Source organism: Lentzea sp. JNUCC 0626 (assembly GCF_043632865.1).
GTDB lineage: Bacteria > Actinomycetota > Actinomycetes > Mycobacteriales > Pseudonocardiaceae > Lentzea.
Window position 1 is genome coordinate 10489258 of sequence record NZ_CP171635.1, and the last position, 26801, is coordinate 10516058.

Annotated in this window: 30 protein-coding genes; 15 read left to right on the top strand and 15 right to left on the bottom strand. The window is 69.1% G+C overall.

Annotated features, from left to right (window positions below):
• Positions 1–5 precede the first annotated feature (5 nt).
• The 6 genes from JNUCC0626_RS48970 to uraH are packed head-to-tail and all read right to left on the bottom strand — an operon-like array spanning position 6 to position 5647.
• Complete coding sequence (locus JNUCC0626_RS48970; RefSeq protein WP_394617438.1) at positions 6–467, bottom strand: nucleoside deaminase; 462 nt, start codon at positions 465–467, stop codon at positions 6–8.
• 18 nt (positions 468–485) lie between these two features.
• Complete coding sequence (locus tag JNUCC0626_RS48975) at positions 486–2672, bottom strand: molybdopterin cofactor-binding domain-containing protein (RefSeq protein WP_394617439.1); 2187 nt, start codon at positions 2670–2672, stop codon at positions 486–488.
• Positions 2669–4021, bottom strand: a complete 1353-nt coding sequence (locus JNUCC0626_RS48980) for an 8-oxoguanine deaminase (RefSeq protein ID WP_394617440.1) — start codon at positions 4019–4021, stop codon at positions 2669–2671. The genes JNUCC0626_RS48975 and JNUCC0626_RS48980 overlap by 4 nt, the downstream gene beginning before the upstream one ends.
• Positions 4018–4479: a (2Fe-2S)-binding protein gene (locus tag JNUCC0626_RS48985; RefSeq protein ID WP_394617441.1), complete on the bottom strand. Its 462-nt coding sequence runs from the start codon at positions 4477–4479 to the stop codon at positions 4018–4020. Before JNUCC0626_RS48985 ends, JNUCC0626_RS48980 begins: the two co-directional genes overlap by 4 nt.
• Positions 4470–5330, bottom strand: coding sequence for an FAD binding domain-containing protein (locus JNUCC0626_RS48990; RefSeq protein ID WP_394617442.1), 861 nt, complete (start codon positions 5328–5330; stop codon positions 4470–4472). Before JNUCC0626_RS48990 ends, JNUCC0626_RS48985 begins: the two co-directional genes overlap by 10 nt.
• A gap of 2 nt (positions 5331–5332) precedes the next feature.
• Positions 5333–5647 carry a hydroxyisourate hydrolase gene (gene uraH, locus JNUCC0626_RS48995; RefSeq protein ID WP_285641054.1) on the bottom strand — a complete coding sequence of 105 codons (315 nt, stop codon included), beginning with the start codon at positions 5645–5647 and terminating at the stop codon, positions 5333–5335.
• A gap of 128 nt (positions 5648–5775) precedes the next feature.
• On the opposite strand from uraH, the gene JNUCC0626_RS49000 reads away from it, so the two are divergent.
• The 9 genes from JNUCC0626_RS49000 to JNUCC0626_RS49040 all read left to right on the top strand — a co-directional run bounded on the left by JNUCC0626_RS49000 (position 5776) and on the right by JNUCC0626_RS49040 (position 14328).
• Positions 5776–7215, top strand: coding sequence for a PucR family transcriptional regulator (locus JNUCC0626_RS49000; RefSeq protein ID WP_394617443.1), 1440 nt, complete (start codon positions 5776–5778; stop codon positions 7213–7215).
• Positions 7216–7302: 87 nt separating this feature from the next.
• Positions 7303–7626 carry a hypothetical protein gene (locus JNUCC0626_RS49005; protein WP_394617444.1) on the top strand — a complete coding sequence of 108 codons (324 nt, stop codon included), beginning with the start codon at positions 7303–7305 and terminating at the stop codon, positions 7624–7626.
• Between the two features lie 49 nt (positions 7627–7675).
• Complete coding sequence (locus tag JNUCC0626_RS49010; protein WP_394617445.1) at positions 7676–8389, top strand: hypothetical protein; 714 nt, start codon at positions 7676–7678, stop codon at positions 8387–8389.
• A 116-nt stretch (positions 8390–8505) separates the two neighbouring features.
• The gene (locus JNUCC0626_RS49015) at positions 8506–9345 is read left to right on the top strand and encodes a Scr1 family TA system antitoxin-like transcriptional regulator (RefSeq protein ID WP_394617446.1); all 840 of its coding nucleotides are present in this window, start codon (positions 8506–8508) and stop codon (positions 9343–9345) included.
• A 145-nt stretch (positions 9346–9490) separates the two neighbouring features.
• Complete coding sequence (locus tag JNUCC0626_RS49020) at positions 9491–10390, top strand: superoxide dismutase (RefSeq protein WP_394617447.1); 900 nt, start codon at positions 9491–9493, stop codon at positions 10388–10390.
• 225 nt (positions 10391–10615) lie between these two features.
• Positions 10616–12973, top strand: coding sequence for a sensor histidine kinase (locus tag JNUCC0626_RS49025; protein WP_394617448.1), 2358 nt, complete (start codon positions 10616–10618; stop codon positions 12971–12973).
• Positions 12970–13401, top strand: coding sequence for a roadblock/LC7 domain-containing protein (locus JNUCC0626_RS49030; RefSeq protein WP_285641073.1), 432 nt, complete (start codon positions 12970–12972; stop codon positions 13399–13401). Before JNUCC0626_RS49025 ends, JNUCC0626_RS49030 begins: the two co-directional genes overlap by 4 nt.
• Positions 13401–13766, top strand: a complete 366-nt coding sequence (locus JNUCC0626_RS49035; RefSeq protein ID WP_394617449.1) for a DUF742 domain-containing protein — start codon at positions 13401–13403, stop codon at positions 13764–13766. The genes JNUCC0626_RS49030 and JNUCC0626_RS49035 overlap by 1 nt, the downstream gene beginning before the upstream one ends.
• Positions 13747–14328, top strand: a complete 582-nt coding sequence (locus JNUCC0626_RS49040; protein WP_394617450.1) for a GTP-binding protein — start codon at positions 13747–13749, stop codon at positions 14326–14328. The genes JNUCC0626_RS49035 and JNUCC0626_RS49040 overlap by 20 nt, the downstream gene beginning before the upstream one ends.
• Here the strand turns inward: JNUCC0626_RS49040 and JNUCC0626_RS49045 are convergent.
• Genes JNUCC0626_RS49045 through eat form a run of 7 tightly spaced genes read right to left on the bottom strand, consistent with a single transcriptional unit; the run spans position 14325 to position 18970 of the window.
• Complete coding sequence (locus JNUCC0626_RS49045; RefSeq protein WP_394617451.1) at positions 14325–14834, bottom strand: hypothetical protein; 510 nt, start codon at positions 14832–14834, stop codon at positions 14325–14327. The two genes, JNUCC0626_RS49040 and JNUCC0626_RS49045, sit on opposite strands and share 4 nt — an antisense overlap.
• Positions 14835–14855: 21 nt before the next feature.
• A complete protein-coding gene (locus JNUCC0626_RS49050; protein ID WP_394617452.1) occupies positions 14856–15218 on the bottom strand; it encodes a hypothetical protein in 363 nt (120 codons plus the stop codon).
• Entirely contained in the window at positions 15215–15922 is a 708-nt protein-coding gene (locus tag JNUCC0626_RS49055; RefSeq protein WP_394617453.1) for a class I SAM-dependent methyltransferase, read from the bottom strand. Before JNUCC0626_RS49055 ends, JNUCC0626_RS49050 begins: the two co-directional genes overlap by 4 nt.
• 49 nt (positions 15923–15971) lie before the next feature.
• Positions 15972–16268, bottom strand: coding sequence for a hypothetical protein (locus JNUCC0626_RS49060; protein ID WP_394617454.1), 297 nt, complete (start codon positions 16266–16268; stop codon positions 15972–15974).
• Positions 16265–17128: a 3-hydroxybutyryl-CoA dehydrogenase gene (locus JNUCC0626_RS49065; RefSeq protein ID WP_394617455.1), complete on the bottom strand. Its 864-nt coding sequence runs from the start codon at positions 17126–17128 to the stop codon at positions 16265–16267. Before JNUCC0626_RS49065 ends, JNUCC0626_RS49060 begins: the two co-directional genes overlap by 4 nt.
• A 43-nt stretch (positions 17129–17171) precedes the next feature.
• A complete protein-coding gene (locus JNUCC0626_RS49070; protein ID WP_394617456.1) occupies positions 17172–17549 on the bottom strand; it encodes a hypothetical protein in 378 nt (125 codons plus the stop codon).
• The gene (eat, locus tag JNUCC0626_RS49075; RefSeq protein WP_394617457.1) at positions 17546–18970 is read right to left on the bottom strand and encodes an ethanolamine permease; all 1425 of its coding nucleotides are present in this window, start codon (positions 18968–18970) and stop codon (positions 17546–17548) included. The genes JNUCC0626_RS49070 and eat overlap by 4 nt, the downstream gene beginning before the upstream one ends.
• 111 nt (positions 18971–19081) lie before the next feature.
• Between eat and JNUCC0626_RS49080 the strand changes: the two genes are divergently transcribed.
• From JNUCC0626_RS49080 to JNUCC0626_RS49105, 6 genes are all read left to right on the top strand, one after another.
• Positions 19082–20422 (top strand): glutamine synthetase family protein, encoded by a 1341-nt coding sequence (locus JNUCC0626_RS49080; RefSeq protein ID WP_394617458.1) that lies wholly within the window; start codon positions 19082–19084, stop codon positions 20420–20422.
• Positions 20409–21101: a gamma-glutamyl-gamma-aminobutyrate hydrolase family protein gene (locus JNUCC0626_RS49085; RefSeq protein WP_394617459.1), complete on the top strand. Its 693-nt coding sequence runs from the start codon at positions 20409–20411 to the stop codon at positions 21099–21101. The genes JNUCC0626_RS49080 and JNUCC0626_RS49085 overlap by 14 nt, the downstream gene beginning before the upstream one ends.
• A complete protein-coding gene (locus tag JNUCC0626_RS49090; protein ID WP_394617460.1) occupies positions 21098–22450 on the top strand; it encodes an aldehyde dehydrogenase family protein in 1353 nt (450 codons plus the stop codon). Before JNUCC0626_RS49085 ends, JNUCC0626_RS49090 begins: the two co-directional genes overlap by 4 nt.
• Before the next feature lie 32 nt (positions 22451–22482).
• A complete protein-coding gene (locus JNUCC0626_RS49095; protein WP_382442955.1) occupies positions 22483–23250 on the top strand; it encodes a 3-oxoacyl-ACP reductase in 768 nt (255 codons plus the stop codon).
• A gap of 3 nt (positions 23251–23253) precedes the next feature.
• Positions 23254–23952, top strand: coding sequence for a FadR/GntR family transcriptional regulator (locus JNUCC0626_RS49100; protein ID WP_394617461.1), 699 nt, complete (start codon positions 23254–23256; stop codon positions 23950–23952).
• A gap of 187 nt (positions 23953–24139) precedes the next feature.
• Positions 24140–25783 (top strand): AMP-binding protein, encoded by a 1644-nt coding sequence (locus JNUCC0626_RS49105; protein ID WP_394617462.1) that lies wholly within the window; start codon positions 24140–24142, stop codon positions 25781–25783.
• A 203-nt stretch (positions 25784–25986) separates the two neighbouring features.
• Here the strand turns inward: JNUCC0626_RS49105 and JNUCC0626_RS49110 are convergent, their stop codons facing one another.
• Both JNUCC0626_RS49110 and JNUCC0626_RS49115 read right to left on the bottom strand, forming a co-directional pair.
• Complete coding sequence (locus JNUCC0626_RS49110) at positions 25987–26451, bottom strand: hypothetical protein (protein WP_394617463.1); 465 nt, start codon at positions 26449–26451, stop codon at positions 25987–25989.
• The gene (locus JNUCC0626_RS49115) at positions 26448–26762 is read right to left on the bottom strand and encodes a hypothetical protein (protein WP_394617464.1); all 315 of its coding nucleotides are present in this window, start codon (positions 26760–26762) and stop codon (positions 26448–26450) included. The genes JNUCC0626_RS49110 and JNUCC0626_RS49115 overlap by 4 nt, the downstream gene beginning before the upstream one ends.
• Between the last annotated feature and the right edge of the window lie 39 nt (positions 26763–26801).

The following is a 26801-nucleotide window of genomic DNA, read 5'->3' on the forward strand; positions in this document are numbered from 1 at the left end:
GGCCGTCAGTAATCGATTCGAGTCGCGAGTGACGTCCACGCTGTGAACGGGGCGTTGTCCTCGCCTGTGGAGACCTGAAGTACCGGGAGTGCCCAGTCGTCGCGCGACTTGCTGAACAGCTCGTAGAACTCCCGGTCGTCGAAACCGGCGGCCGCCGCGTCGTGACGGTCGGCCGCGTAGATCACCTTGTCGACTCGCGCCCACAGCGCGGCGGACAGGCAGAGCGGGCACGGCTCGCACGACGAGATCAGCGTGCAGCCGGTCAACCTGAAGTCACCGAGCACCTGGCAGGCCGCGCGGATCGCGACGACCTCGGCGTGCGCGGTGGGGTCCAGCGTCGGCGTCACCTGGTTCACGCCGGTGGCGATCACCTCGCCGTCGCGGACGATCATCGCGCCGAACGGGCCTCCACCGGAGGCCACGTTCTGGGTGGCGAGGTCGATGGTGGCGAGCAGATGTGCGTTCACAGCAACAAACTCCAAAACTCAGGTACCTGTGAGGTGTTCCGGGCGGACCGGGACGCGGGTGAGCGCCAGGCCGGTCGCCGCGCGGATCGCCGCCACGATCGCCGGGGTCGACGAGATGGTGGGCGGTTCGCCGACGCCGCGGATGCCGTACGGCGCGTGGGGGTCGGCGAGTTCGAGCACGTCGATGCTCATCGGGGGCATGTCGAGCACGGTCGGGATGAGGTAGTCGGTGAACGACGGGTTGCGCACCTTGCCGCCGGAGGTCTGGATCTCCTCCATCACCGCGAGGCCAAGACCCTGGGCGGAGCCGCCCTGGATCTGGCCCACCACGGCCTGCGGGTTCAACGCGCGGCCCACGTCCTGAGCGCAGTCCAGGGAAACCACGCGCACCAGGCCGAGGTCGACGTCCACGTCGACCACCGCGCGATGGGCGGCGAAACCGTACTGGACGTGCGCGTTGCCTTGGCCCGTCTCGGGATCCAACGCCTCGGTGGCGCGGTGCCGCCACTCGGTCGTCTCGTCGATGACCTCGTCGCCGATGTCCACACGACCGTCCAAACGCGACTTGACGAGAGCACAAGCAGCCTTCACCGCGCCACCGGTGACGTACGTCTGGCGCGACGCCGACGTCGAGCCGCCGTTGCCGATCGTGGTGTCCATCGGCAGCACGGTCACGCGCTCGATGCCGAGTTCGGTCCGCACGATCTGCTGCATGATCGTCACCAGGCCCTGGCCGACCTCGCACGCCGCGGTGTGCACGGCGGCGGCCAGCGAGCCGTTGACCATCGAGACGCGCACCCGAGCGGTCGAATAGTCGTCGTAGCCCTCGGAGAAGCAGATGTTCTTGATGCCGACGGCGTACCCGACACCACGGACGACACCCTCGCCGTGCGTCGTGTTCGAGACGCCACCGGGGAGTTCGCGGATGTCCGACGACGTGCCTGCGGGCAACGGCTTGTCCTGCACCAGCTTCAGCAGCTGCGCGACGGGCGCGGCCGAGTCGACGACCTGGCCGGTCGGCATCACGGAACCCTCGGTCATCGCGTTCCGCACCCGGACGTCCACGGGCGACATGCCCAGCGCCTCGGCCAGCTTGTCCATCTGGGACTCGTAGGCGAAACCCGCCTGCACAGCACCGAATCCGCGCATCGCACCGCACGGCGGGTTGTTCGTGTAGACGCCGTAACAGTCCACCGTCACGTTGTCGACCTCGTACGGCCCGACGCCGAGAGTCGCCGCGTTCGCCACGACAGCGGGCGTGGAGGACGCGTAAGCGCCGCCGTCCAGGTACATCCGGGTGCGGACGTAGACGAGCTTGCCCGTGTGGTCCGCGCCGTGCTCGTAGTACAGCACGGCCGGGTGCCGGTGCACGTGCCCGTAGAACGACTCCTCGCGGTTGTAGACCATCTTCACGGGCTTGCCGGTGTGCAGGGCCAGCAGGCACGCGTGCACCTGCATCGACAGGTCCTCACGCCCGCCGAACGCCCCGCCGACACCGGACAACGTCAGCCGCACCTGCTCCTGCGGCAACCCCAGGGCGGCCGCGATCTGGTCGCGGTCGACGTGCAGCCACTGCGTCGCGATGTACAGGTCCACCGACCCGTCGGTCGCCGGCACCGCGAGTCCGGACTCCGGCCCGAGGAACGCCTGGTCCTGCATGCCGACCTCGTACCGCCCGGTCACCACGACGTCGGCGGTGACGTCCTGCGAACCACGCCGGATCGGTACGTGCCGCACCAGGTTCCCGCCGGGGTGCAACGGGGTGTCGTCGGCCGCGGTCTCCATGTCCACCACGGGTTCCAGCACGTCGTAGGTCACGACGATCTTCTTCATCGCCCGCAGCGCGGTCTCGGGGTGGTCGGCGCCGACGAGCGCGATCGGCTCGCCCTGGTAGCGCACGACGTCCACGGCGAGCACCGGCTGGTCCTTGTGCTCCAGCCCGTACAGGTTGCGACCGGGCACGTCGGAGTGCGTCAGCACCGCGTACACGCCCGGCACCTTCAACGCCTCGGTGATGTCCACCGACGTGATCCGCGCGTACGGGTGCGGTGACCGCAGGGTCGAGCCCCAGATCATGTCCTCGTGCCACAGGTCGGACGCGTAGGCGAACTCGCCGCGCACCTTGAGGTTGCCGTCCGGGCGTTGCGGCGACGTCCCGATGCCACCCGACACCGCGGAGGTGAGTTCGGCGGGAGTGAGGGTCATCGCGCTGCCTCCTGGAGCTTGGTGCTGGCGGCGGTGAGGTCACGCGCCAGCTCGTCGGTCGACGCCGTGAGCAGGACGCCGTCCCGCACCACGACCTCTCCGCCCACGATCAACAGTTTCAACGGCGGGGGCGTGCCGAGCACCAGTGCCGCCACCGGGTCCGCGATTCCCGCGTAGTCCATTCCGGACAGGTCCCACACCGCGAGGTCGGCGACCTTGCCGGGCTCGATCGACCCCAGCGCGTCCGAGCGTCCCAGCACCTGCGCGCCGCCCATCGTGCCCATCCACAACGCCTTGCGGGCGTCCAGCGCCCCCGGCCCGCCGCGCTGACGTGCCTGGTACAACGCCGACCGCAGCTCGACGACCAGGCCACCGTCCTCGTTGGACGCCGCCCCGTCGACGCCGAGGCCGACCGGCGCGCCCGCGTCCAGCAGGTCGCGGACGGGCGCGATGCCGGTGCCGAGCCTGCCGTTGGACGTGGGGCAGTGCGCGGAGCCGGTCCGGGTGGCCCCGAGCCGCTTCACCGCGTCGGCGTTGAGGTGCACGGTGTGCGCGAGCCACACGTCCGGCCCGAGCCAGCCGAGCTGCTCCGCGTACTCGGTCGGCGTGCAGCCGTTCTCCGCCTGGCACTGCTCTTCCTCGTCCAGCGTCTCGGCGAGGTGCGTGTGCAGCCGGACGTCATGACGCCGTGCCAGTGCAGCGGCCCCGGTCATCAGTTCGCGCGACACCGAGAACGGCGAGCACGGCCCGACGGCGACCCGGACCAGCGCGTCGGCGGCGGTCGAGTGGTAGTCGCCGATGGCCTGCTCGGTCGCGATCAACGCGGCCTCGGTGTCCTCGACCAGGTTGTCCGGCGGGAGTCCGCCGTGGGACTGGCCGCGGTCCATCGAGCCGCGGATCGCTTCGAGCCGGATGCCGATCCGGCGCCCGGCCGACACCAGCGCGTCGAACACGTCACCGCCACCGGACGGGAACACGTAGTGGTGGTCGGCGGCCAGGGTGCAGCCCGTCAACGCCAGCCGGGCCAGGCCCGCCGAAGCCGCCGCGTGCGTCACCGTGTCGTCCAGGCCGCGCCACACCGGGTACAGCGTGGTCAGCCACTCGAACAGGGTGGCGTCGGTCGCGAGCCCGCGCGTCGCCCACTGGTAGAGGTGGTGGTGGGTGTTGATCAGGCCAGGCGTGACCAGGCACGACGACGCGTCGACGTAGGTGTGCGAGTCGAACGGCCGCGGTGCCGGACCCGCACCGACCGAGGCGATCCGGCCGCCGTCGATCACCACGTGCCCGGACGCGTGCTCGGTCCCGGCCTCGTCCACAGTGGACACCGCGCAGCGGTCGAGGACGATCATCGGCGCGACGCCGCCAATCGCACGGCGTCCAGGATCTTCTCGTACCCCGTGCAGCGGCACAGGTTCCCGGCGAGCGCCTCGCGGATCTCCGGGTCGGACGGGTTCGGCACGCGGTCCAGCAGGTCGTGCGCCTGCACCACGAGACCGGGCGTGCAGAACCCGCACTGCACCGCGCCCGCCTCGACGAACGCCTCCTGCACGGGGTCCAACGCGTCCCCGTCGGCGAGACCCTCGACGGTCTTCACCTCGCGGTCCTGCGCCTGACCGGCGGCGACCAGGCACGCGCACACCGGCACGTTGTCGAGGTACACCGTGCACGACCCGCACTCGCCCTGCTCGCAGGCGTTCTTCGAGCCGGGCAGGCCGAGCCGTTCGCGCAGCATGAACAGCAGCGACTCGCCTTCCCAGACGTCGTCGGCCTGGCGCTGCTCGCCGTTGACCGTCACGTTCACGCGCATGCCTTGTCCCCGTCCAAGAGTTCCTGCCAGGCCCAGCCGAGGGTCCTGCGTGCCATCACGGCGAGTGCGTGCTTGCGGTAGGCCGCCGACCCGCGCACGTCGTCGATCGGCGACGCGGCCTGCGAGACCAGTTCGCCGAACTCGCGCTTCACCGAGTCGAGCAACGGCCTGGGGTTGCGGAAGTCCAGCGCCGAGGCCAGGAACTGCTCGGCGTCGACCGCGTGCCGGGGCGTCGGAGCCGCCGAACCCACGGCCGCGCCGACGCGGTTCTCCTGCGGGAACAGCGAGATCCCGAACGAGCACACCGCGATCACCATGGCGTTGCGAGTGCCGACCTTCGAGAACTGCTGCGGCCCCGGAGCGGGTTCGAGGTGCACGGCGGTGATCAGCTCGTCGGGCTCCAGCGCGTTGCGCTTCACACCCAGGTAGAACTCGGCGGCGGGGATCATCCGGGTGCCGCGCACCGACGCCACCTCGATCACCGCGCCGGACGCCAGCAGCACCGGGTGCGTGTCCCCGGCGGGCGAGGCCGCGCCCAGGTTGCCACCGACCGTGCCGCGGTTGCGGATCTGCGGCGACCCGACCGTTCGTGCGGCCATGGCCAGCCCGGGGAGCTGGTCGCCGAGTTCGTCGATGATCCGCACGTACGGCACCCCGGCGCCGACGCGCAGGCCGTCGCTCCACTGCTGGAGCTCGGGAATCCGGGTGAGGTCGAGCAGCGCGGACGGCCTGCGGTGGTCGTAGTTCATCTCCACCATGACGTCCGTGCCGCCGGCGATCGGCACGGCGTCGGGCCGGGAGGCCTTGAGCTCCAACGCCTCCGCGAGCGTTTCCGGTCGAAGGAAGTCCATCGTCAGCTACCTCGGTAGGTGGAGTAGGCGAACGGCGACAGCAACAACGGCACGTGGTAGTGCTGCGCCGGGTCTGAGTAGTCGAAGGTGAGCACGACCTCGGGGAAGAACGGCGCCGCCTCGGCGGTGTCGAACACCAGCCGGTACACCCCGGCCGCCAGACCTTCACCCCATCCGGTGATCCGGCCGTCGGCGTTCGTCTCGGCGTTCGCCACCTCGGTGCCGTCGCGCCGTTGCAGCGACACGGCGATGCCGGCGAACGGCCTGCCGCGGGCCGCGTCCAGCACGTGCGTGGAGATCGTCACTCGCCCTCCCATCTGGTTGTGAGCCAGTACACAGAGCGCATGTGTCCCTGAGCTACGGCCGCATTACATGAATCGTCAGGCTCCTACAGCCCGTGAATTTGTGCTTTCCTACAAACACGAATGGACGAAAGTGACCTGTCATGTTGTTGCTGCGGACGTTGCTGCAGATGCCGGAACTGCGCCTGAGCCTGCACACCGGTGAGGACCAGCTCGACCGCACGGTCACCCGTGTGTACGGAACGGAGTTGCCCGACCCCAGCCGGTACCTGTCCGGCGGGGAACTGGTGCTCTCCGGCCTGCTCTGGCACCACGGCCCGCAGGACTCCGAGACGTTCGTCCGCTCGCTCGCGTCCGCCCGCGTGGCCGGGCTCGCCGCGTCCGACACCGGCCACAAGGACCTGCCGGACGACCTCGTCGACGCGTGCGTCCGCCACCACGTGCCGTTGCTCGAGGTGCCGGTCGACCTCTCGTTCGCGACCATCACCGAACGCGTGTCGATGGAACTGGTCGGGCTGTCGCGGCACCGCAGGCTGCTCAACGTCGTGGCGGAGGGCTCCGGTCTGCCCGCGCTCCTGCTCGCCGGCGGCCACGAGCTGAACGCGCCGTGCTGGGTGCTCTCGACGACCGGCCGGGTGGTGGGCGGCGGCGAAGTGCCGGACCGCGTCGGGCTGGTGAAGGAGTTCCTGCAGGCCGACCGGCTGCCGAAGACGGTGCGCGGCATGACCCTGGTGCCCGTCTCCGAACGCGGCGGCAACCGGCTGACGAGCTGGATCCTCGTCGTGGGCGGGTCGGTGCAGCCGGAAGCGGCCGCCGAACTCGCGTCGCTGGTGGGCCTGGAACGGCTGCGCGAGGCGCAGGGGCGGCAGATCGAGAACCGCACGGCCGCGCCCCTGGTCGCCGCCGTGCTGAGCGGTTCGGCGGACGTCGAGTCGCGGCTGGCGGCAGCAGGTCTGGAACGGGCGCAGTTGCGGGTGATCAGCGCCGTCACGTCCGACCAGCGCTGCGACCTCGCCGCCGCCGTGCTGGAGGAGGCGCTGCCGCAGGCGCTCGTGACCCCGGTCGGCGACACGGTCTACGCGGTGGCGAAGGCGGGCGATTCGGTGCCCGACGACGTGCGGGACGCGATGCGCGTGATGGAACCGGGCCTCGGCTCGTCGCGCGTGCTCGTCGGCATCAGCTCACCGGTCACCTCGCGCGGATTGCGTGGTGCTGCGGAGGAAGCCACGCACGCGCGTCGGTTGGGAGAACGCCGTGGCGGGCGCACGTGTGTGGTGGCAGGCGAGGAGATCGCACTGCATCAGCTGCTGCTCGCGGGTGTGCCGGAGGAGTTGCGCACGTCGTTGCGCCGCCGCCTGCTCGGTCCGGTGCTGGACTACGACGCCGAACACGGGTCGGACCTGGTCGGCACGCTGAAGGTGTTCCTCGACAGCTCGGGTTCGTGGACGGCGGCGGCCGCGAAGCTGCACGTGCACGTCAACACGCTGCGGTACCGGGTGGGCCGCGTCGAGGAGCTGCTGGGCACCGACCTGGCGGAGTTCGAGGCTCGCGTTGATCTCTTCCTGGCACTTCAGGCTGGCTGAGGACCGCCGGTTGTCAGTCTGATGGCTGATACCGCTAGAGCCTTCAGGCTGATGCTTCGTCGCAGGCGTTGTTCCTACAGTTCGGACATGAAGACCGCTGCCTTACTCGTGGGCCTGCTGCTGGCCGGAAGCGCCGGCTGTGCGGCAGCGCCCAGCATTCGCGTGGTGGTGGAGGGAACGGGCACGACCGACAAGCTCACCTACACGTTCCCCGGCGAGGACGAACGCACGCTGCGCAACCCCGACCTGCCGTTCGAACGGCGGGGCAAGCGCAAGGGCCGGGTCGTGATCCGGCTGGAGGGCGTGCGCGGCGAACTCACGTGCAAGATCATCGTCAACGGCCGCCAGGTGCGGTCCTCGACCTCGAAGACCGGCGCCGCGCTCACGTGCGATCACTCGATGGCCGTCTGATGAAAGCCGGGGAAAGACCGTAACTTCAGGTGTTCGGGGAGGTACGGGGATGAGAGATGTGTTGGCCGTCAAGGCCACAGGGGTCGTCCGGGGTCGCGACGACGTGCCGCCGCGCTTCCGGCCGCCGGCGCCACCGCGGCACTTCGTCGGCAGGGACGCGGAACTCGCGTCGATCCGGCCGGGCGTGACGGTGCTGCACGGCGAGGCCGGGGCGGGCAAGACGGCACTGGCGCTGAAGTGGTTGCGGGACAGGGGATCCGGCAGTCAGCTGTACGTGGACCTGGCCGCGCACGACGTGGGGCGCGTGCTGCGGGCGTTCGGACTGTCCGGCGATCCCGCCGTGTTCCGCAGCCTGGTGGCGCGCCGGCAGTTCACCCTGTTGCTGGACAACGCGGACTCGGCCGAGCAGGTGACGCCGCTGCTGCCCGCGTCCGGGACCGTGCTGGTGACGAGCCGCGTGCCGCTGGGGCTGGGGCAGGAGATCCGGGTCGGGCCGCTGACCGACGACGGACGGCTCGGGCCGTTGCTCGATCGGTCCTATGTGGAGCTTCCGGAACGGCAGGCGCGGCTCTACCGGTTGTGCGCCTGGCAGCCGGACGCGTTCGGCGTGCCGGTGGCAGCGGAGATCGCGGGCGAGGCCGCGTGCGACGTCGAGGACGCGCTGGACGACCTGGTCGAGAAGTCGTTGCTGACCGAGGTGGGCGATGACGCGTTCCGGTTCCACGACCTCGTGCGTGCCCATGCGCGCGCAATAGCTGAATAGGCCGTGCGAGCGTTTAACGACGCACGGCTCATTTTAACGGAGTTCCTTGCCGCTAAAGGGTTATCCACAGCTCCCCGTCCCTTTCGGGAATCCGAATTGGTCATATCCTTCGCGTCATGCCGAAGGATTTCCGGGCCACGACGCTCGAACGCGCCATCGGGCGGCAGCTGGCCGGGTGGCGCGCGGAGCGCGAGCTGAGCCTGACCGAGGCGGGCCAGCGGGTGGGCTTCAGCAGCGCGAAGCTGTCGATGATGGAGAACGCGGTGCAGCCGTCGGCGGCGGTGGACATCATGGCGCTCGGCTACGTGTACAAGGTGCCGACGCCGGAATGGCAGTCGGTGGTGTTGCGCGCGCAGTACGCGGAACAGGCGCGTGTGCGTTCCGGTGGTGGTGTGCGGTTCGAACCGGCGGCGGACTTCGCGAATCTGGTGTTCGAGGCGACGTCGTTCTCGGCGTTCACGGTGGATCTGGTTCCTGCGGTGTTTCAGCTTCCCGGTTATACGAACGCGGTGTTGCTGGGTGACGATCCGGTGCGGACGGCGCGGTTGGCGATGGTGCGGGAGGCGTGGGCGACGCGGCAGGGTGATCGGGATCCGTTGGTGGTGCGGGTGGTGTTCCCGGAGGCGGTGCTGCGGCAGGTGATCGGTGGGCCGCGGGTGATGAAGGCGCAGTTGCTGCATTTGATGGAGGTGTCGGAGCAGGAGACGGTGAGCGTGCGGGTGGTGCCGTTGGGGGCGGGTGCTTATCCGGCGATGGGGTCGCCGTTCACGTTGCTGGGGTTTCCGCATCGGCAGCACGGGGATGTGGTGTACCTGGAGACGTTCCTGAAGGGGGAGTACGTCGAGGAGCCGGGGCTGACGGCGGAGTGCGGGGCTCGGTTCGCGCGGTTGCAGGAGGTGGCGCTGGGAGAAGGGGAGTCCTTGGAACTCATCGCCGAGGCCGCCGCCGAACTCTGAGGCGGGCTCAGCCCACCACCGCGCCGCCGACCGGCCGGCGCTGCTGCCGCTGACCTGTGGAGATGTCGGATTCCTGAGAAAACTCCTGTTCGCCGCCCAGCAGGAGAAGGATCTGGGGTGCACCCCAATCCGAGGAGGAGGCGGCATGTACCGCAGATTCGGTGTCCTGCTCGCGGCGGTTCTGGGCGTCACGCTCACCGCTGCCGCGCCGGCCACCGCAGGCGCGTCGAAGCACTTCCCGACCGAGTTCTCCCTGCCCAACGGGTGGCAGCCCGAAGGCATTGCGATCAGCGGCACCACGGCCTACTTCGGGTCGCGCGCCGACGGGTCGATCTACGCGGCCGACCTGCGCACGGGCAAGGGCAAGGTGCTGGCCAAGGGGCCCGGCACGCCGTCGCTCGGCATGAAGGTCGATGAGCGCAAACGGCTGTGGGTTGCCGGTGGTGTTGGTGGCGACGCACGGGTCTACGACACGCGGTCCGGCAAGTTGCTGGCCACGTTCCAGTTCGCCACGGCGGACACGTTCGTCAACGACGTGGTGCTGACCGAGAAGTCGGCGTGGTTCACCGACTCGCGCAAGGCGGTGCTCTACGAGGTGCCGTTGAACCTCAAACCGCACCGGACGCTGGCGTTGACCGGCGACCTCGTGGTGACGCCGGGAGCGACCAACCTCAACGGCATCGTCACGGGTCTGGACGGCGGTCTGATCGTCGTGCAGAGCAACACCGGAAAGCTGTTCCGGGCCGATCCTCGCAGCGGCAAAACCGCCGAGATCAATTTGAGCGGTCAAACACTCACCAATGGTGACGGTCTGTTGCGTGAGGGACGGCAGTTGTACGTGGTGCAAAACCGGCTGAACAAAGTCGCGCGCTACACGCTGAGTCGTGACGGCGCGACGCTCGCGGCGGAACGGACGGACGCGCGCTTCGACGTGCCGACGACGGTCGCCGCGTTCGGCAAGCGCCTCTACCTGCCGAATGCCCGGTTCAGCACGCCTCCGACGCCCGAGACGACTTACAACGTTGTCGCGGTTGAGAGGCCGTAGAACCACAGCGACAGAACTAGCCCGTACGGGGGTTCTCACAAGGCAAGAACCCCCGTACCGGGTGTTGCTCCAGTCACTCGACTGGGTAGCCTGCCAACCGCGTACTGCGTGTGATCGCTGTCATTGGGTAACGAAGATCCCCCGCCGTAACCTAATTACAGCCGAAGGAGTTACTTCAGTAACCCGCAGCGCTAGCCGTGGGCCACAGGAGACCGTGAGAGCGCTGTGAACGAGAAGAGCGGGTACACACCGACCAACTACCGGACCATTCGGTCGCGGCTGGCCGGTGTCGTGGTCGTTCCCAGCGTGGTGCTGCTGGTCATGTGGGCCGTTTTCTCCTCGTACACCCTTTTTGACGGCTTCTACATGAGGTCGGTCGCGGCCGGCGTCAAAGGCGCGGCGATCCCGTCCGTCGAGGCGCTCGCGGCGTTGCAGAAGGAACGTCAGCAGAGCCTCGAGGTCCTCAGCAACGCCGAGGGCGTCGACCGGGGCGGGCTCGGGCGCCAGCACGCCGTCACCGACGAGGCCGTGCGGAAGATGCGCGAGGCGTTCACCGACCTCGCCGAGAGCGCGCCGCAGGACACCACCGACCGCATCAACGGCCTCAACGCCGTGCTGGACGAGCTGCCGCGGCAACGCCAGGGCATCACGTCCGGGTCGGCGAACCCGCAGGCCGTCTACGACTACTACAACAGCCTCCTCGACTCGGGCGTCGGGCTGCTCGCCCGGCAGGCCCGCCTCGTGCCCGACTCGGAGGCGAGCCAGGCCAACGTCCAGGCCGTCACGATCTTCCAGGCCTCCGACTGGCTGTCCCGCGGCGCCACGATCGGCTCGCGCGGCCTGCTCAACGGCACCTTCACCCCGGCCGAACGGGTCGAGTTCTCCCGGCTGATCGGCGCCTACCACGGCAGCCTCGACGCCACGATCCCGTTCGCGCTGGAGCAGCCGCGCTCGCAGTACGACGCGTTGCGCGGCAGCACCGAGTACCGGACGTTGCTCGACCTCGAGGGCAAGATCGTCAACGGCGACCGGGGCATCACCGACGCGCAGTGGCGCGGGGTGGCCGCGCCCGTGCACGACAACCTCGTCGGACTCGCCGTCACGCAGGCCCGCAACGCCGCCGACCTCGGCCTCGACAAGGCCGACAGCCGGGTCGCCGCCGTCCTGATCGGCAGCCTGATCGCGTTGCTCGCGGTCGTCGTCGGCATCGTGCTGGCGTTGCGCATCTCGAACCGTCTGGTGTCGCGCGCCCTGGTCACGCGTCTGGCCTCACTCAGGGAAGACACGCTCCGGCTCGCCCAGGAACGGCTGCCGCACATCGTCGCCCGGCTGCGCGGCGGCGAGCAGGTCGACGTGCACCGCGACATGCCGCCGCTCGACTACGGCAACGACGAGATCGGCCAGGTCGCCGACGCGTTCAACGCCGCCCAGTACACGGCTGTCGCGGCCGCGGTGAAGGAGACCCAGGCACGCGAGGGCGTGAACCGGGTGTTCCTCGACATCGCGCACCGCAACCAGGGCCTCGTGCACCGCCAGCTCAAGATCCTCGACAAGCTCGAACGCGAAGAGGAACACCCCGAGCAGCTCGACTCGCTCTTCCAGCTCGACCACCTGGCGACCCGCGCCCGCCGCAACGCGGAGAACCTGATCATCCTCGCGGGGGAGCAGCCGGGCAGGCAGTGGCGCAAGCCGGTGCGCCTGAGCGACGTCATCCGCTCGGCCGTGGCCGAGACCGAGCAGTACGTCCGGGTGAAGGTCAACCCGGTGCCCGATCGCGCACTGGTGGGCGTGGCCGTCGCCGACACCATCCACCTGCTCGCGGAACTCGTCGACAACGCGACGGCGTTCTCGTCGCCGCGCTCCGAGGTCGTCATCCACTCCAGCTCCGCGCCGCACGGGCTCGTGATCGAGATCGAGGACCACGGTCTCGGCCTGACGCAGGAGGAACGACTCCAGGCCAACGCCAAGCTCTCCAACCCGCCGGACTTCGAGACGATGGCGTTCCGGGGCGAGTCCCGCCTGGGCCTGTTCGTCGTCGCGAGGCTCGCCGCACGGCGGGGCATCAAGGTGGAGCTGCGCGACTCGCCGTACGGCGGGACCGTCGCGTTGTGCGTGCTGCCGCCGAACATCGTCGCCCCGCACAGCACCGCGGGCGACATCACCGAGACCACCCAGATGCCGGTGCGGTCGTTCCACGACCAGCACCACGGTCACGTCGAGGACCACCCGAGCCTTCCGGTGAAGGTGAATCCCGAAGTGCTGGAAGCCGTGAACGCGGGCCTGCACGCGCTCGTAGATCCAGACGTGAACACTTCCACGGCCGTGTCCGAAGCATCGGTGGACCAGCAGACCCCAGCGGCCCCTCCGGCCCAGGACGGGAAGGCACCCCTTCCCCGCAGGAAGAAGCGGCAGAACCTCGCGCCGCAGCTCGTGCACCCCTCGGAGGAGCCGCCCCACGCCGAGCCGGTGACCGGCGAACGGTCGGCCGAGCGGACCCGTGACGGTTTCGCCGCGTTCCAGCGCGGTACCCGTGACGCCCGGCTGACCGACGACTGGAGATCAGAAGGAGCCCCCTCGTCATGAACAACGCAACCCAGCACGGCGAACTGAACTGGTTGCTGGAGGACCTGATCCAGCGCGTGGTCGGAGCCCGCCACGCGGTCGTGCTGTCGGCGGACGGACTCCTGCTCGGCCGCTCGGCCGGGCTGTCCCGCGACGACTCGGAGCACCTGTCCGCGATGGCGTCCGCGTTCCAGTCGCTCGCACGGGGGACCGGCCGCCATTTCGGTGGTGGCGCCGTTCGGCAGACCATCGTGGAGATGGAGCACGCATACTTGTTCGTGACCGCCGCCGGTCACGGAGCCTGCCTGGCCGTGCTGGGTGAGGAGGACGCCGACATGGGCATGATCGCCTACGAGATGAACATGCTGGTCAAGCGCGTGGGAACGTACCTGTCGTCGGCCCCGCGCGCGGAGACCGCGACCGTGCCATCGGCGCGTGAGTCACGCTGATGACCGGGCGCGACGACTGGTGGTACGACGAGGCCGCGGGACCGTTGGTGCGGCCTTACGCGATGGTGCGCGGCCGCACTAGGCCGAACGCGCCTGATCTCCACCTCGTCACGCAGGTCCGCGCCTCCTCGTTTGCGTCCGACCAGACGTCGCTGACGGTCGAACATCGCGAGATCATGGCCCTGTGCGCACGCCCGCTCTCGGTCGCCGAGGTCGCCGCCTACCTCGACGTCCCGCTCGTCGTGGTGAAGGTCCTGCTCTCGGACCTCATCGAGCGCGGCGACGTGCTCGTGCAGACCTCCTCCCCCAAGATTCCCGACAGGAATCTCCTGCAGGCCGTACTGGATGGTGTTCGTGGGATCTGACGACCAGCTGACCGTGCCGACCGCGGTCAAGATCGTCATCGCGGGCGGGTTCGGCACCGGCAAGACCACCATGGTCGCGTCGGTGTCCGAGATCCCGCCGCTCCGTACCGAGGAACTGCTCACCGAGGCCGGTGTGCACGTCGACGACCTCGCCGGCATCGAGGGCAAGGACACCACCACCGTCGCCCTCGACTTCGGGCGCATCACCATCAACACCAAGGTGGTGCTGTACCTGTTCGGCACGCCCGGGCAGAACCGGTTCTGGTTCATGTGGGACGAGCTCGCCACCGGGGCCATCGGGGCCGTGGTGCTCGTGGACACGCGCCGTCTTGACTCCTCGTTCCCCTCGATCGACTTCTTCGAGCACCGGGGGATTCCGTTCATCGTCGCCGTGAACTGCTTCGACGGGTCGCAGATGTACACGGTGGACGAGGTTCGGCACGCCCTGGACCTGGACGAGGCGATTCCGGTGGTGCTGTGCGACGCGCGGGACCGGGAGTCGTCGAAGGCGGTGCTGGTGGCGTTGATCCAGCACTCGATGAACCGGCTGGCCGCGGTCTAGAGCGGGGTGCGGAGGTAGGCCGGGTCCGGTTCGCCGAACTCGAGGCGGTTCTCGTCAAGGCCGTTCGACACGGTGATCCGGTCAGCGGGGAACACGAAGCTGACTGCTGTCATCCCGGCGGCGAGGTCGTCTCCCCCGAACTCGAGCAGTTCGACGGTGTCGAGGCGCCGGCCGTGCAGGCCGGCCGCTTCGGCGTGGGTGTCGTCTCGCCAGGCGAGCCGGAAGTTGCCGCAGTTCCAGGCCGGACGGTTCGCCGGGGAGACGGTGTTCCAGGTGAGCGAGAGGTCGTCGAACTTCTGGTGGTTGATCTCGACCTGCTCGTGGCCGAAGTCCAGCAGGACGGGGGCGTCTGCGAACCAGGTGTCGTCGTCGAGGTCCCAGGCCAGCCAGAGGTGCCGCAGCACGTGGCCGGCCAACGTTCGCAGGCGTGGCCCGTGCTCGGTGGCGATGACCTTCGAGCCGTTGCTCCACCGGGGTTCGTGGCCCTCGATGCCGAAGTAGGACACCCCGGCATTGTCCACTGAGATCTAGCGATCGCTGACGTGGTGCGCGTCCGCAGGCCAGGTACCTTCGCGGACGACGTGCCCGGCGATCGTGAGTGCTTGCTCCAGCGCAACGGTGTCCGCGTCCGGGTACGTGTCGCTCTGGCCGTTGGACAGGACGAATCCATCGCTCTCGCCCTCGGCGTTCGGGGTGGTCGCGTGTTCGCCCGCGTCGCCCTCGCCGTTCAACAGCATGAGCATGGCGCGGTCGGTGTTCGTGACGAAGGCGAACGACCGCCCCGACTCGCTGGTCAGCCACGTTTCGAGGTGCCCGGCGTCGATCCGTGCGCGCAGCAACGCCACGAGATCGGGCACCGGGCGGCCGTCGTGAGACCAGGACTCGGTCACGCGGTCAGCACGAAGAACAGGAAGCTCGGGCTCGTCGTCAGCGCCCGGTAGTGGTCGGGGAACTTCTCCTGCGCCTCCGGCAACGGCAGCGGCTCGGCGATCTCGGTGATGGCGAACCCGGCCGCGCTGAACGCGTTCGTCATGGCGTGCAGCGGCCGGTTCCAGAACGACATCTCGACCGGTTCGCCGGTGTAGTCCCAGGTCTCGAGGTAGTTGTAGGTCTCGAAGTAGTTGGTCTTGCGGCCGTCGCGACGGTGGATCATGTGCATGGCGAACGGGTGGTCGACGGAGATCAGCAGCCGGCCACCGGGCTTCACGACGCGGTGCAGCTCGGCCAGCGACGGGCCCCAGTCGCCGAGGTAGTGCAGGACGAGGGACACGACGACGTCGTCGAACTCCGCGTCGGCGTAGGGGAGCGGAGCGGCGATGTCGGCCACGCGCAGGTCGGCGTCCGGGACGCGGCTGCGGGCGAGGTCCAGCATCTTCCGGCTCAGGTCGAAGCCGCTGACGTCGGCGCCGCGGGCGTGCAGTTCGGCGAGCAGCGGGCCCGCGCCGCAGCCGGCGTCGAGGATTCTGCGGCCCGTGACGTCACCGGCCAGGGCAAGCATCGCCGGGCGTTCGTAGTAGGCGTTGAAGATGTCGTCGTGGTTCGACTTGTCGTACCCGGCGGCGAGCTTGTCGTAGTCGTTGAGGACCGCAGTCATGTGATCAATGAAAGCAGAAGGCCCGCTCCCGGGGAGCGGGCCTGTCGCTTCACGCACCGCGCAGGCGGCGCACCTCGTCGAGCAGTGTGCGCACGTCATCGGCCGAGTGGCCGACGAAGTCGACGACCGCGTCGAGCCGGGCGTCCGGGGACGGCCACCGGTTCGTCCCGGCGAAGACCTCGACGGACATCTCCAGGTCGTCCGGCGAGTCGCCGTCGAACACGACGGCGCTGGAACCGCCGGTGCCGCTGCGGGTTTCGAGCAACGGCGTCCACGGCCTCGGCGCCACCTCGACCGCGCGCGACCACCGCTGCTCGATGGCCGCGAGGTCGTCGTCCGAGATCACTTGGCGTAGTTGTGGAAGCCGCGGCCCGACTTCTTGCCGAGCAGGCCCGCGTCCACCATGCGCAGCAGCAGCGGCGGCGGGGAGAACAGCGGCTCCTTGAACTCGTCGTACATCGACTCGGCGATGGCCTTGGTGGTGTCGAGGCCGATCAGGTCGGTGAGGCGCAGCGGGCCCATCGGGTGGGCGCAGCCGAGCACCATGCCGTTGTCGATGTCGTCGGCCGAGGCGAAGCCGGACTCCAGCATGCGGATCGACGAGAGCAGGTACGGGATCAGCAGCGCGTTGACCACGAAGCCGGCGCGGTCCTGCGAGCGGATGACCTCCTTGCCCAGCACCGTGCGTACGAACGTCTCGGCGCGGTCCTGGGTGGTGGCGCCGGTCAGCAGCGACGGCACGATCTCGACCAGCTTCAGCACCGGCACCGGGTTGAAGAAGTGCACGCCGATGACCTGCTCGGGCCGGTTGGTGGCCATGCCGAGCTTCATGATCGGGATGGACGACGTGTTGGACGCGAAGATGGCGTCCTCGTCCTTCACGACCTTGTCGAGGGCGGTGAAGATCTCGGTCTTGATCTGCTCGTTCTCGGCGACGGCCTCGACCACGAACTGACGGTCGGCGAAGTCGCCGATGTCGGTGGTGAACCGGATGCGCTCCAACGCGCCGTCCCGGTCGGCCTCGCTGAGCTTGCCCGACTTGACGCCCCTGGCGAGCGAGGTGGCGATCCGCCCCTGCGCCGCCTCGGCCGCGCTCGCGTTGACCTCGACGACGATGACGTCGAGGCCGGCACGAGCGCTCACCTCGGCGATTCCGGAGCCCATGAGCCCGGAACCGACGACTCCTACACGCTGAATGTCACTCACTCGCCCGATACTGCCACGTGCCGCTCGAAACCGGACTGTGGTGTCAGACCAAGTCCTGGAGGGCCTCTGGCACGGTGGCCGCGTAGTCCCCGACCGGCCGGTAGCCGAGGCCGAGAGCAGCGGACGTGTCGAGGACGAAGCCCCGCCGCCACGGGTGCAGGCCCGCGGCGGTGGTCCGGTGGTCGACGCCCTCAAGGCCTGCGATGACGTGGTCGGCGAACCAGGACTCAGGACTCCGGTGGCCGGGCCGTGCACTGTGGACGGTCATGGCGCGGGTGGCCGGGAGACCACTGACGGGCGTCGGCTGGGCCGCGATCCGCGCCAAGACTGAGAGATCGGGCCGTTCGACGTACTCGGACAGACGCCGAGCGGCGGCACGGCCGATGAGGCCCGTGCCGCCGAGGATCAACGCTCGTCTCAATCGAGTTCTGCCTCTGCCTTCGCGATCGCCGCGAACTCCTCCTCCGGAGCGCTCGCGACCAGGTGATGGCGACTGTAGAACCAGTAGTACGCAACGGCGACAACGACGATGCCCGCTGTCACAGCAGCAGCGACCTCGTCCACGAAGAACGTCGCGATGACCGCCGCAACGGCCAGAACGAGCGCCACGCTCGTGGTCACCACACCGCCAGGAGTCCGGTACGGGCGGGGGAGATCCGGCGCCGTCTTGCGCAACACGATGTGCGACACCATCATCAGCACGTACGACAGCGCGGCACCGAACACCGCGATGTTGATGAGCCGCGCGCCACCCGTGACGGGGTCGATCGTCTTCATCGTCGTGGCCAGGATGAAGCCGATGGTGCCCGGCACGATCAACGCCAGGTACGGCGTCTTGCGCTTGCCGGTCTTGGACAGCCAGCGCGGCAGGTATCCGGCGCGCGACAACGCGAACAGCTGCCGCGAGTACGCGTAGATGATCGAGAAGAAGGACGCGACCAGACCGGCCAGGCCGACGTAGTTCACGAGCTGAGCCAGGAACGTGTCGCCGCCGTACGCCGCCCGAACGGCCTCGGGCAACGGGTTTCCGGACGCCTCCAGCACCTTCGCGCCCGCACCACCGGGCGCCACCAGGAGGATCGCCGCCGCGAACACCAGCAGCACCACCATCGCGCCGATGATGCCGCGCGGCATGTCCCGCTTGGGATCGCGGGCTTCCTCCGCGGCGAGTGGCACACCCTCCACCGCCAGGAAGAACCAGATCGCGAACACCACAGAGCCCCAGGCGCCCGTCACGCCCATCGGCAGGAAGGAGCCGTCGCCGACGGTGAACAGGTTGTCCACGGAGAACTTCGGGATCATGCCCGCCACGAACGCGACCAGCGCGACGACCGCGACACCGGTGATCACGAACATCACCCGCAACGCCTCGCCGACGCCGTACAGGTGGATGCCGACGAACACGATGTAGCAGGCGAGGTACACCGGCCACGTCGAGTCCAGCAGCCCCAAGGCCTTGATGTAGTCGCCGATGAACACCGAGATCGCCGCGGGAGCGATGGCGTACTCGATCAGGATGGCGATACCTGTTGCGTACCCGCCCAACGGGCCGAGCGCGCGCCTCGCGAAACCGTAGCCCGCACCCGCGACAGGGAGCGCGGAGGCCAGTTCGGCGAGACCGAACACCATGCACGTGTACATCGTCGCCATCAGGATCGTGGCGATCAGCAGCCCGCCCCAGCCGCCCTGGGCGAGGCCGAAGTTCCACCCGGCGAAGTCGCCGGAGATCACGTACGAGACTCCCAGCCCGGCCAGCAGGACCCACCCCGCCGCGCCACGTTTGAGCTGTCGGTGCTCCAGGTAGTCGCTGCTCACCTTCTCGTACTCGACGTGCTTGGCCATATGGACTCCTAATAGTCCTTTGAGCGGTGGTTGAGGGTGGCGCTCGTCACCCGGCGGTGTCAAGATGGTGCCGCCAATGGCTCGCAGACATACCTTTGGAGGAACGCGGAGATGCTGACCGTCGAGGAGTTGCGCGCGGCCGTGGACACCGGTGAGATCGACACCGTCCTGGTCGCGATCGTGGACATGCAGGGCCGCCTGCAGGGCAAGCGCTGTGCTGCCCAGTACTTCCTCGACGAGGTCCTCGGCCACTCCGCGGAGGGCTGCAACTACCTGATGGCCGTCGACGTCGAGATGAACCCGGTCAGCGGCTTCGAGATGTCGAGCTGGGAACGCGGGTACGGCGACTTCGTCATGAAGCCCGACATCGAGACGCTCCGCCGCGTGCCGTGGCAGGAGGGCACAGCGCTCGTCATGTGCGACGTCGTCTGGGAGAACGGCGACCCGGTCGTCGCGTCACCCCGGCAGGTCCTGCGCAAGCAGCTCGACCGCCTGGAGGCACTCGGCCTCGACTGCTACGTCGGCACCGAGCTGGAGTTCATCCTCTTCGACGACAGCTACGAGCAGGCCTGGAACGCCGGCTACCGCAACCTCACGCCGTCCAACCAGTACAACGTCGACTACTCGTTGCTCGGCACCGCGCGCGTGGAACCGTTGCTGCGCGCAATCCGCAACGGCATGACGGGCGCGGGCATGGTGGTGGAGTCGGCCAAGGGCGAGTGCAACCCCGGCCAGCACGAGATCGCGTTCAAGTACACGACGGCGTTGCGCACGTGCGACCAGCACGCGATCTACAAGAACGGCTCCAAGGAGATCGCCGCCCAGCAGGGCAAGTCGCTCACGTTCATGGCGAAGTACAACGAACGCGAGGGCAACTCCTGCCACATTCATCTTTCCCTGCGCTCCAAGGAAGGCGAGCCGGTCTTCGCCGAGGGCCACGGCATGTCCGAGCTGATGAAGCACTTCCTCGCCGGCCAGCTCGCCGGTCTGCGCGAGCTCACCTACTTCCTCGCCCCGAACATCAACTCCTACAAGCGGTACGTGCAGGGCTCGTTCGCGCCGACCGCCGTCGCGTGGGGCCGGGACAACCGCACGTGCGCGCTGCGCGTCGTCGGCCACGGCCACGGGTTGCGCTTCGAGAACCGGGTACCCGGTGGGGACGTGAACCCGTACCTCGCGGTGGCGGCGCTGATCGCGGCCGGTCTGCACGGCGTCGAGCAGAAGCTGGAACTGGAGGACGAGTTCGTCGGCAACGCCTACGCGTCCGACCGGCCGACCGTGCCCACGACGCTGAAGGAAGCCGCGGACCTGTTGGCGGGCAGCAAGATCGCGCACGAGGCGTTCGGCAAGGACGTCGTCGACCACTACCTCAACGCGGCCAAGGTCGAGCTGACCGCGTTCGAGGCGGCGGTCACGGACTGGGAGAAGGTACGCGGTTTTGAGCGCCTCTAAGCCACTCATCGGCATCAGCACCTACCTGGAGCGCACGCGGTTCGGGCTCTGGGACGTGGAAGCGGCGGTGCTCTACCGCGGCTACCTCGACTGCGTGGTGAAGGCCGGGGCCAACCCGGTCATGCTGCCGCCGGTCGGCACCTGGACCGCCGAGACCATCGGGTTCCTCGACGGCCTGGTGATCGCGGGCGGAGCGGACATCGACCCCGCCGCCTACGGTGCCGACCGCGACGAACGCACCGGGCAGCCGAGCCGGGACCGCGACGACGCCGAGTTCGCGCTCGTCGAGTCCGCGCTCAAGCTCGACCTGCCGGTGCTCGGCGTGTGCCGGGGCATGCAGGTGCTCAACGTGGCGCTCGGCGGCACGCTGCACCAGCACATCGAGGGCCACAACGAGGCGCCGGGCGTGTTCGGGCACACCGAGATCGCCGTCGCGCCGGACACGCTGCTGCACGGCATCCTGGGCGATCGAACGACCGTTCAATGCCATCACCACCAGTCGCTGGACCGGATCGCGGACGGGCTGAAGATCACCGCGCAGGCCCCGGACGGCACGGTCGAGGCCGTCGAGCTGGAGGGCGCGCGGTTCGTCGTCGGCGTGCAGTCGCACCCGGAGCAGGACATCGAGGACCTGAGGCTGTTCGACGCTCTTGTCGACGTTGCAAGGAGAAAAGCGTGACCTTTGACGTCATCAACCCGGCTACCGAGAAGGTCGTGCGGTCCGTGCCGCACACGACCCTCGGCGACACGGACGCGGCGATCGGCCGGGCGCAGAAGGCGTTCGAGACCTGGCGGCACGTCGCGCCCGGCGACCGCGCCCGGCTGCTGCGCAGGTTCGCGGAGGTCGTGGACGCGCACGTCGAGGAACTCGCGCTGCTCGAAGTCGAGAACTCCGGCCACACCATCGGCAACGCGCGGTGGGAGGCGGGCAACGTCCGCGACGTCCTGCAGTACTACTCGGCCGCGCCGGAACGCCAGTTCGGCAAGCAGATCCCGGTCGCGGGCGGCCTCGACGTCACGTTCCACGAACCGCTCGGCGTCGTCGGCGTGATCGTGCCGTGGAACTTCCCGATGCCCATCGCGGGCTGGGGGTTCGCGCCGGCGCTGGCCGCGGGCAACACGGTCGTGCTGAAGCCCGCCGAGGTGACGCCGCTGACCGCGATTCGGCTCGGCGAGCTGGCGCTGGAAGCCGGCATCCCGGAAGGCGTTTTCCAGGTGCTGCCCGGCAAGGGCAGCGTCGTCGGCAACCGGTTCGTCACGCATCCGTTGGTGCGCAAGGTGGTCTTCACCGGCTCCACCGAGGTCGGCAAGCAGATCATGGCGGGCTGCGCGAACCAGGTGAAGCGGGTGACGCTGGAACTGGGCGGCAAGTCGGCCAACATCGTCTTCGCCGACTCGGACCTGGAGAAGGCCGCCGCCACCGCTCCGTACGGGGTGTTCGACAACGCCGGGCAGGACTGCTGCGCCCGCTCGCGGATCCTCGTGCAGGCCGGCGTCTACGACAGGTTCATGGAACTGCTGGAGCCCGCGGTCAAGGGCGTCAAGGTCGGCGAGCCCGGTGACGAGGCCACCGAGATGGGGCCGCTCATCACCGCCGCGCACCTCGGCAAGGTGGCGTCTTACGTCCCAGACGACGAGCACGTGGCGTTCCGCGGATCGTCGCCGGACGGACCTGGTTTCTGGTTCCCGCCCACGGTTCTGACGCCACCCGCCGACCACCCGACGGTCACCGAGGAGATCTTCGGCCCGGTCGTCGTCGTGCTGCCGTTCACCGACGAGGCCGACGCGATCCGGATCGCGAACGACTCGGAGTACGGCCTGTCCGGGTCGATCTGGACCCGGGACGTGGGCCGCGCGATCCGGGTGTCCCGTGCCGTCGAGGCCGGAAACCTGTCGGTGAACTCGCATTCGTCCGTCCGCTACTGGACTCCGTTCGGTGGCGTGAAGCAGTCGGGTCTCGGCCGCGAGCTCGGCCCCGACGCGCTGGACGCCTTCACCGAAGTCAAGAACGTCTTCATCGCTACCTGAGTCCAGCCGGACCCGAGCAAGGAGAACAAGAGATGGTGCAGCGACTCGAGGGCCGCGTGGCCGTCGTGACGGGTGGCGGCAGCGGGATCGGACTCGCGACCGCGCGCCGGTTCGCGAGCGAGGGCGCGAAGGTCGTCATCGCAGACCTGGACCCGACGAGCGGCAAGGCGGCGGCGGACGAGGTCGGCGGGCTGTTCGTCCAGGTGGACGTGACCGACGAGGAACAGGTCAAAGCCCTCTTCCAGACCACTGTGGACACTTACGGCAAGCTGGACATCGCCTTCAACAACGCCGGTATTTCGCCGCCCGACGACGACTCGATCCTGACCACGGGCATCGAGGCGTGGGACCGCGTGCAGAAGGTGAACCTCACGTCGGTTTATTTGTGTTGCAAGTACGCCATCCCGCACATGCAGGCCAACGGCAAGGGTTCCATCATCAACACGGCGTCGTTCGTGGCGACGATGGGCGCGGCGACGTCGCAGATCTCCTACACCGCCTCGAAGGGCGGCGTGCTCGCGATGTCGCGTGAGCTCGGTGTGCAGTTCGCGCGCGAGGGCATCCGCGTCAACGCCCTGTCGCCCGGCCCGGTGAACACCCCGCTGTTGCAGGAACTGTTCGCGAAGGACCCGGAGCGCGCGGCCCGCCGGCTCGTGCACGTACCGCTCGGTCGGTTCGCCGAACCTGAGGAAATCGCCGCAGCGGTCGCGTTTCTGGCCTCCGACGACGCGTCGTTCATGACCGCGTCGAACTTCCTCGTGGACGGCGGCATCGCCGGCGCGTACGTGACACCGCTCTAGGTCATGACGGAGCACGCGCAGGACGCGTTGTTCCGCCCGGTGCGGGCGGGCAACGCGTTCGAGGAGACCGTCGAACGGCTCATGCAGTCCATCCGGCTCGGCGTCGTCGCGCCGGGGCAGCGGCTGCCGTCCGAACGAGACCTGGCCACCCGGCTCGGCGTGAGCCGGGTGACCGTGCGCGAGGCCATCAGGTCGTTGCAGGAGAACCATTACGTCGAGTCCCGAAGGGGACGCTACGGCGGCACGTTCGTCAACGAGGTGCTGCCGAAGTCCGCGCCCGGCAAGGACTTCGGCGACCTGCACGACGTGCTGACGTTGCGCAGGGTGCTGGAGACGGGAGCGGCGGAGACGGCCGCGGGACGGGCGCTAGGCCCCGCCGAACGCCGGGGGTTGCGCGCCCGGTTGGAAGAAGCGTCCACTTCAACGGTCGCCGAATATCGCCGCAAGGACTCGCGGCTGCACCTCGCGATCGCCGAGGCCACCGGGTCCGCGGCGCTCACCGCCGCCGTGGCCGAGTCGCGGATGCGCGCCAACGAGCTGCTGGACCACATCCCGCTGCTCGAACCGAACCTCGCGCACTCCAACGCCCAGCACGAGCGCATCATCGCTTCCATTTTGGACGGAGACCCCGCCACGGCCCGGCAGGCGATGGCCGAACACCTCGACGGGACGGCGTCGCTGTTGCGCGGATTCCTGGTCTGACCGGTCAGACTTCCTTCCGCGCGGTGGTGTGGCAGGCTGCCCGTGCGGGTACAGGGGACGTGTAAACGTTTACACGTCCAAATGTCCCGTTGTCATGCGAATTCCGCATGGAACAAGGCTTGGCTTGGGTCTTGCGGACAGTTACCGTCCGAATACCTCGGGGGACTTGCAGCGCGAGGAGCTGTTGATGCCAGGGTTGCGCAAGGTGTTCCGCGACGCCATGGGCCGCGTGCACTCACTGCGTGTTCTCTCCGCCGCGGGCATGGTGAGTCTCACCAACTTCAAGATGTCCGTGGAGGCGTTGCGAGAGGTCAAGATCTGGGGCCCGAACGTGACGGCGCTCCGGCGTTCCGTCCGGCTGAACCCGGACGGCGTCGCGGTCGTCGACGAACGCGGTTCGGTGACCTACCGGCAACTCGACCGCCGCTCCAACGCGATCGCCCAGGGACTGCGCGCGTTGGGCGTTCAGCACACGCACATCGTCGCGTTGATGTGCCGCAACCACCGGGGCATGGTCGAGTCGCTGCTGGCGTGCGCGAAGCTCGGCGTCCGCGTGCTCCTGGTCAACACCGGCTTCGGCGCTCCCGTCGTGCTCGATCTGCTGCAACGCGAGCGCGCGTCGCTGGTGATCCACGACGAGGAGTTCACCCCGCTGTTCCACCAGCTGCCGCCGTCGATCCCGCGCTGGCTCGCGTGGTCGCGCGACGGCCTCGACCGCCGCACGCCGACGCTGGACCAGTTGGTCGCCAAGGCGCCGCGGGGTGAGTTGGAACCGCCGCGCGAACCCGGCGTCGTGATCCAGCTGACCTCCGGCACCACCGGCACCCCGAAGGGCACGGCCCGCGAGATCAAGTCGGTGCTGACGGCGTCGGACTTCCTCGACCGCATCCCGATGCGCTCCGGCGAGTCGACGTTCATCGCCGCGCCGATCTTCCACTCCGTCGGCTACTCGCACCTGACGCTGGCGATGTCGCTGGGCTCGCGCGCGGTGCTGCACCGCCGGTTCGACCCGCGCAAGACGCTGTGGTCGGTGCAGGGCCAGCGGTGCACGACGCTCGTGCTGGTGCCGACGATGCTGCAACGGATCATGGAACTCGACCGCCACGTGATCGACTCGTTCGACCTGTCGCACCTGAACGTCGTGTTCTCCTCCGGCTCGCCGATCTCGACGGACCTCGTCGAACGCACCCAGGCCGTGCTCGGCCCCGTGCTCTACAACCTCTACGGCTCAACGGAAGTCGCCGTCGCCACCGTCGCCACCCCTGACGATCTCGCGGCCGCGCCGTCCAGCGTCGGCTTGCCGCCGCACAACTGCCTCGTGCGCATCTACGACGAAGAAGGCAACCGCATCACGCGTTCGTTCGTGACCGGCCGCATCTACGTGCGCGGCTCGTTGACCGTGGACCTGTACACGGACGGCACGCAGAAGGACTCGATCGACGGGTTGGTGTCGACCGGCGACCTGGGCCACTTCGACCCGAGCGGCCGCCTGTACTTCGACGGCCGCGAGGACGACATGATCGTCTCCGGCGGCGAGAACGTGTACCCGGTCGAGGTGGAGAACCTGCTGATGACGCACTACCGGGTGCGCGACGCGGCGGTGCTCGGCGTGCCGGATGCCGAGTACGGGCAACGGTTGCGGGCGTTCGTGGTGCCGGTGGCGGGGACGCGGATCGACGTGCGCGAGCTGCGCGAGTTCGTGCGGACCAGGCTGGCGCGGCACAAGGTCCCGCGCGAGGTCGTGGTCGTGCCGCAGCTGCCGCGCAACGCGACCGGCAAGGTGGTGCGGCGGCAGCTGCTCGCGATCCGGCTGGGACCGCAGGGTTACTAGGCCCTGTCCGGCAAGTCCGTCGGCCGCTACTGCCGCCCGACGGACTTGCCGGACAGGGCCTGGTGCTTTAGGGCGGAACGCACGTCACGGCAGAACGAGGGGGACTAATCCGGCCGTGACGCGCGTTCCTGGCTTTGGGGAGCGCACGGTCCCACGTCGGTCGTCGGGGAATCGGCTTGACGCGGGGCCGTGCGCTCGGTCGGTCACCGCTCGAAGCGGTCGCCGGGGCGCCCCTCGCCGAAGGGGCCGCGCTGGTCGAAGCGGTCGCCTGGACCGCGGTCACCGCGATCGGGGCCGCGTTCGCCGCGGTCGTACATCCGCACGTGGCCGGGGCCGCCGCGGTCGTCGAAGCGGTTGGCCGCCACGGCACCCACGATCCCGCCGCCCAGCACCAGGCCGAGGAGGCCGACGGCGACGAGCTGGGTAGCCCGGTGGCCGGCGACTCTCCGCACGCGGCCTGGACGGCGCGGGGGCGGTGGAGGAGGCAGTGGGGCTGCGGGGGGCGGGGCTGCCGCGGGAGGTGGTTCGGCGGCGGTCGGCTGCTGGCCAGGCGTGGCCGTGGCGTCGGCCGGCAGCGGGGTCGTCACCTGGTCCGGTGCGGGCTGGGAGGCCCGCGGTGTGTCTCCTGACGGCTCCTGCGGCGGAGGCGTCTGTCCCTGCTCGCTCATGTCCTCAACGATGCGCCGCCCTGCTGAGCTGGGCCTGACAGCCACCTGTTCGTTTCCTGAAGCTCGCCAGGGGTTTGCGCGGAGTTCAGCACAGGCCTCGTACCTGCGAAGACGTGTCGCTGGTCGGCGAAGGTCGCGCCGAAGAGCTCATCGTCGAGCTTGCCCGACCACAGGAAGTGCAGGGCCGTGCGCGTGCCGTTGCGGGCGTCGCGGCGCGTGTAGTGGTCGCGCAGGTCGGCGTAGAGCAGGCGCAGATCGTCCCGGTTGGACTCGGTGAGGCGAACGGGGCATTTCACGACCAGGTCCGGCATGACGACCAGGGTGCTCGCCCCCGTCGCCGCGGCGCATCC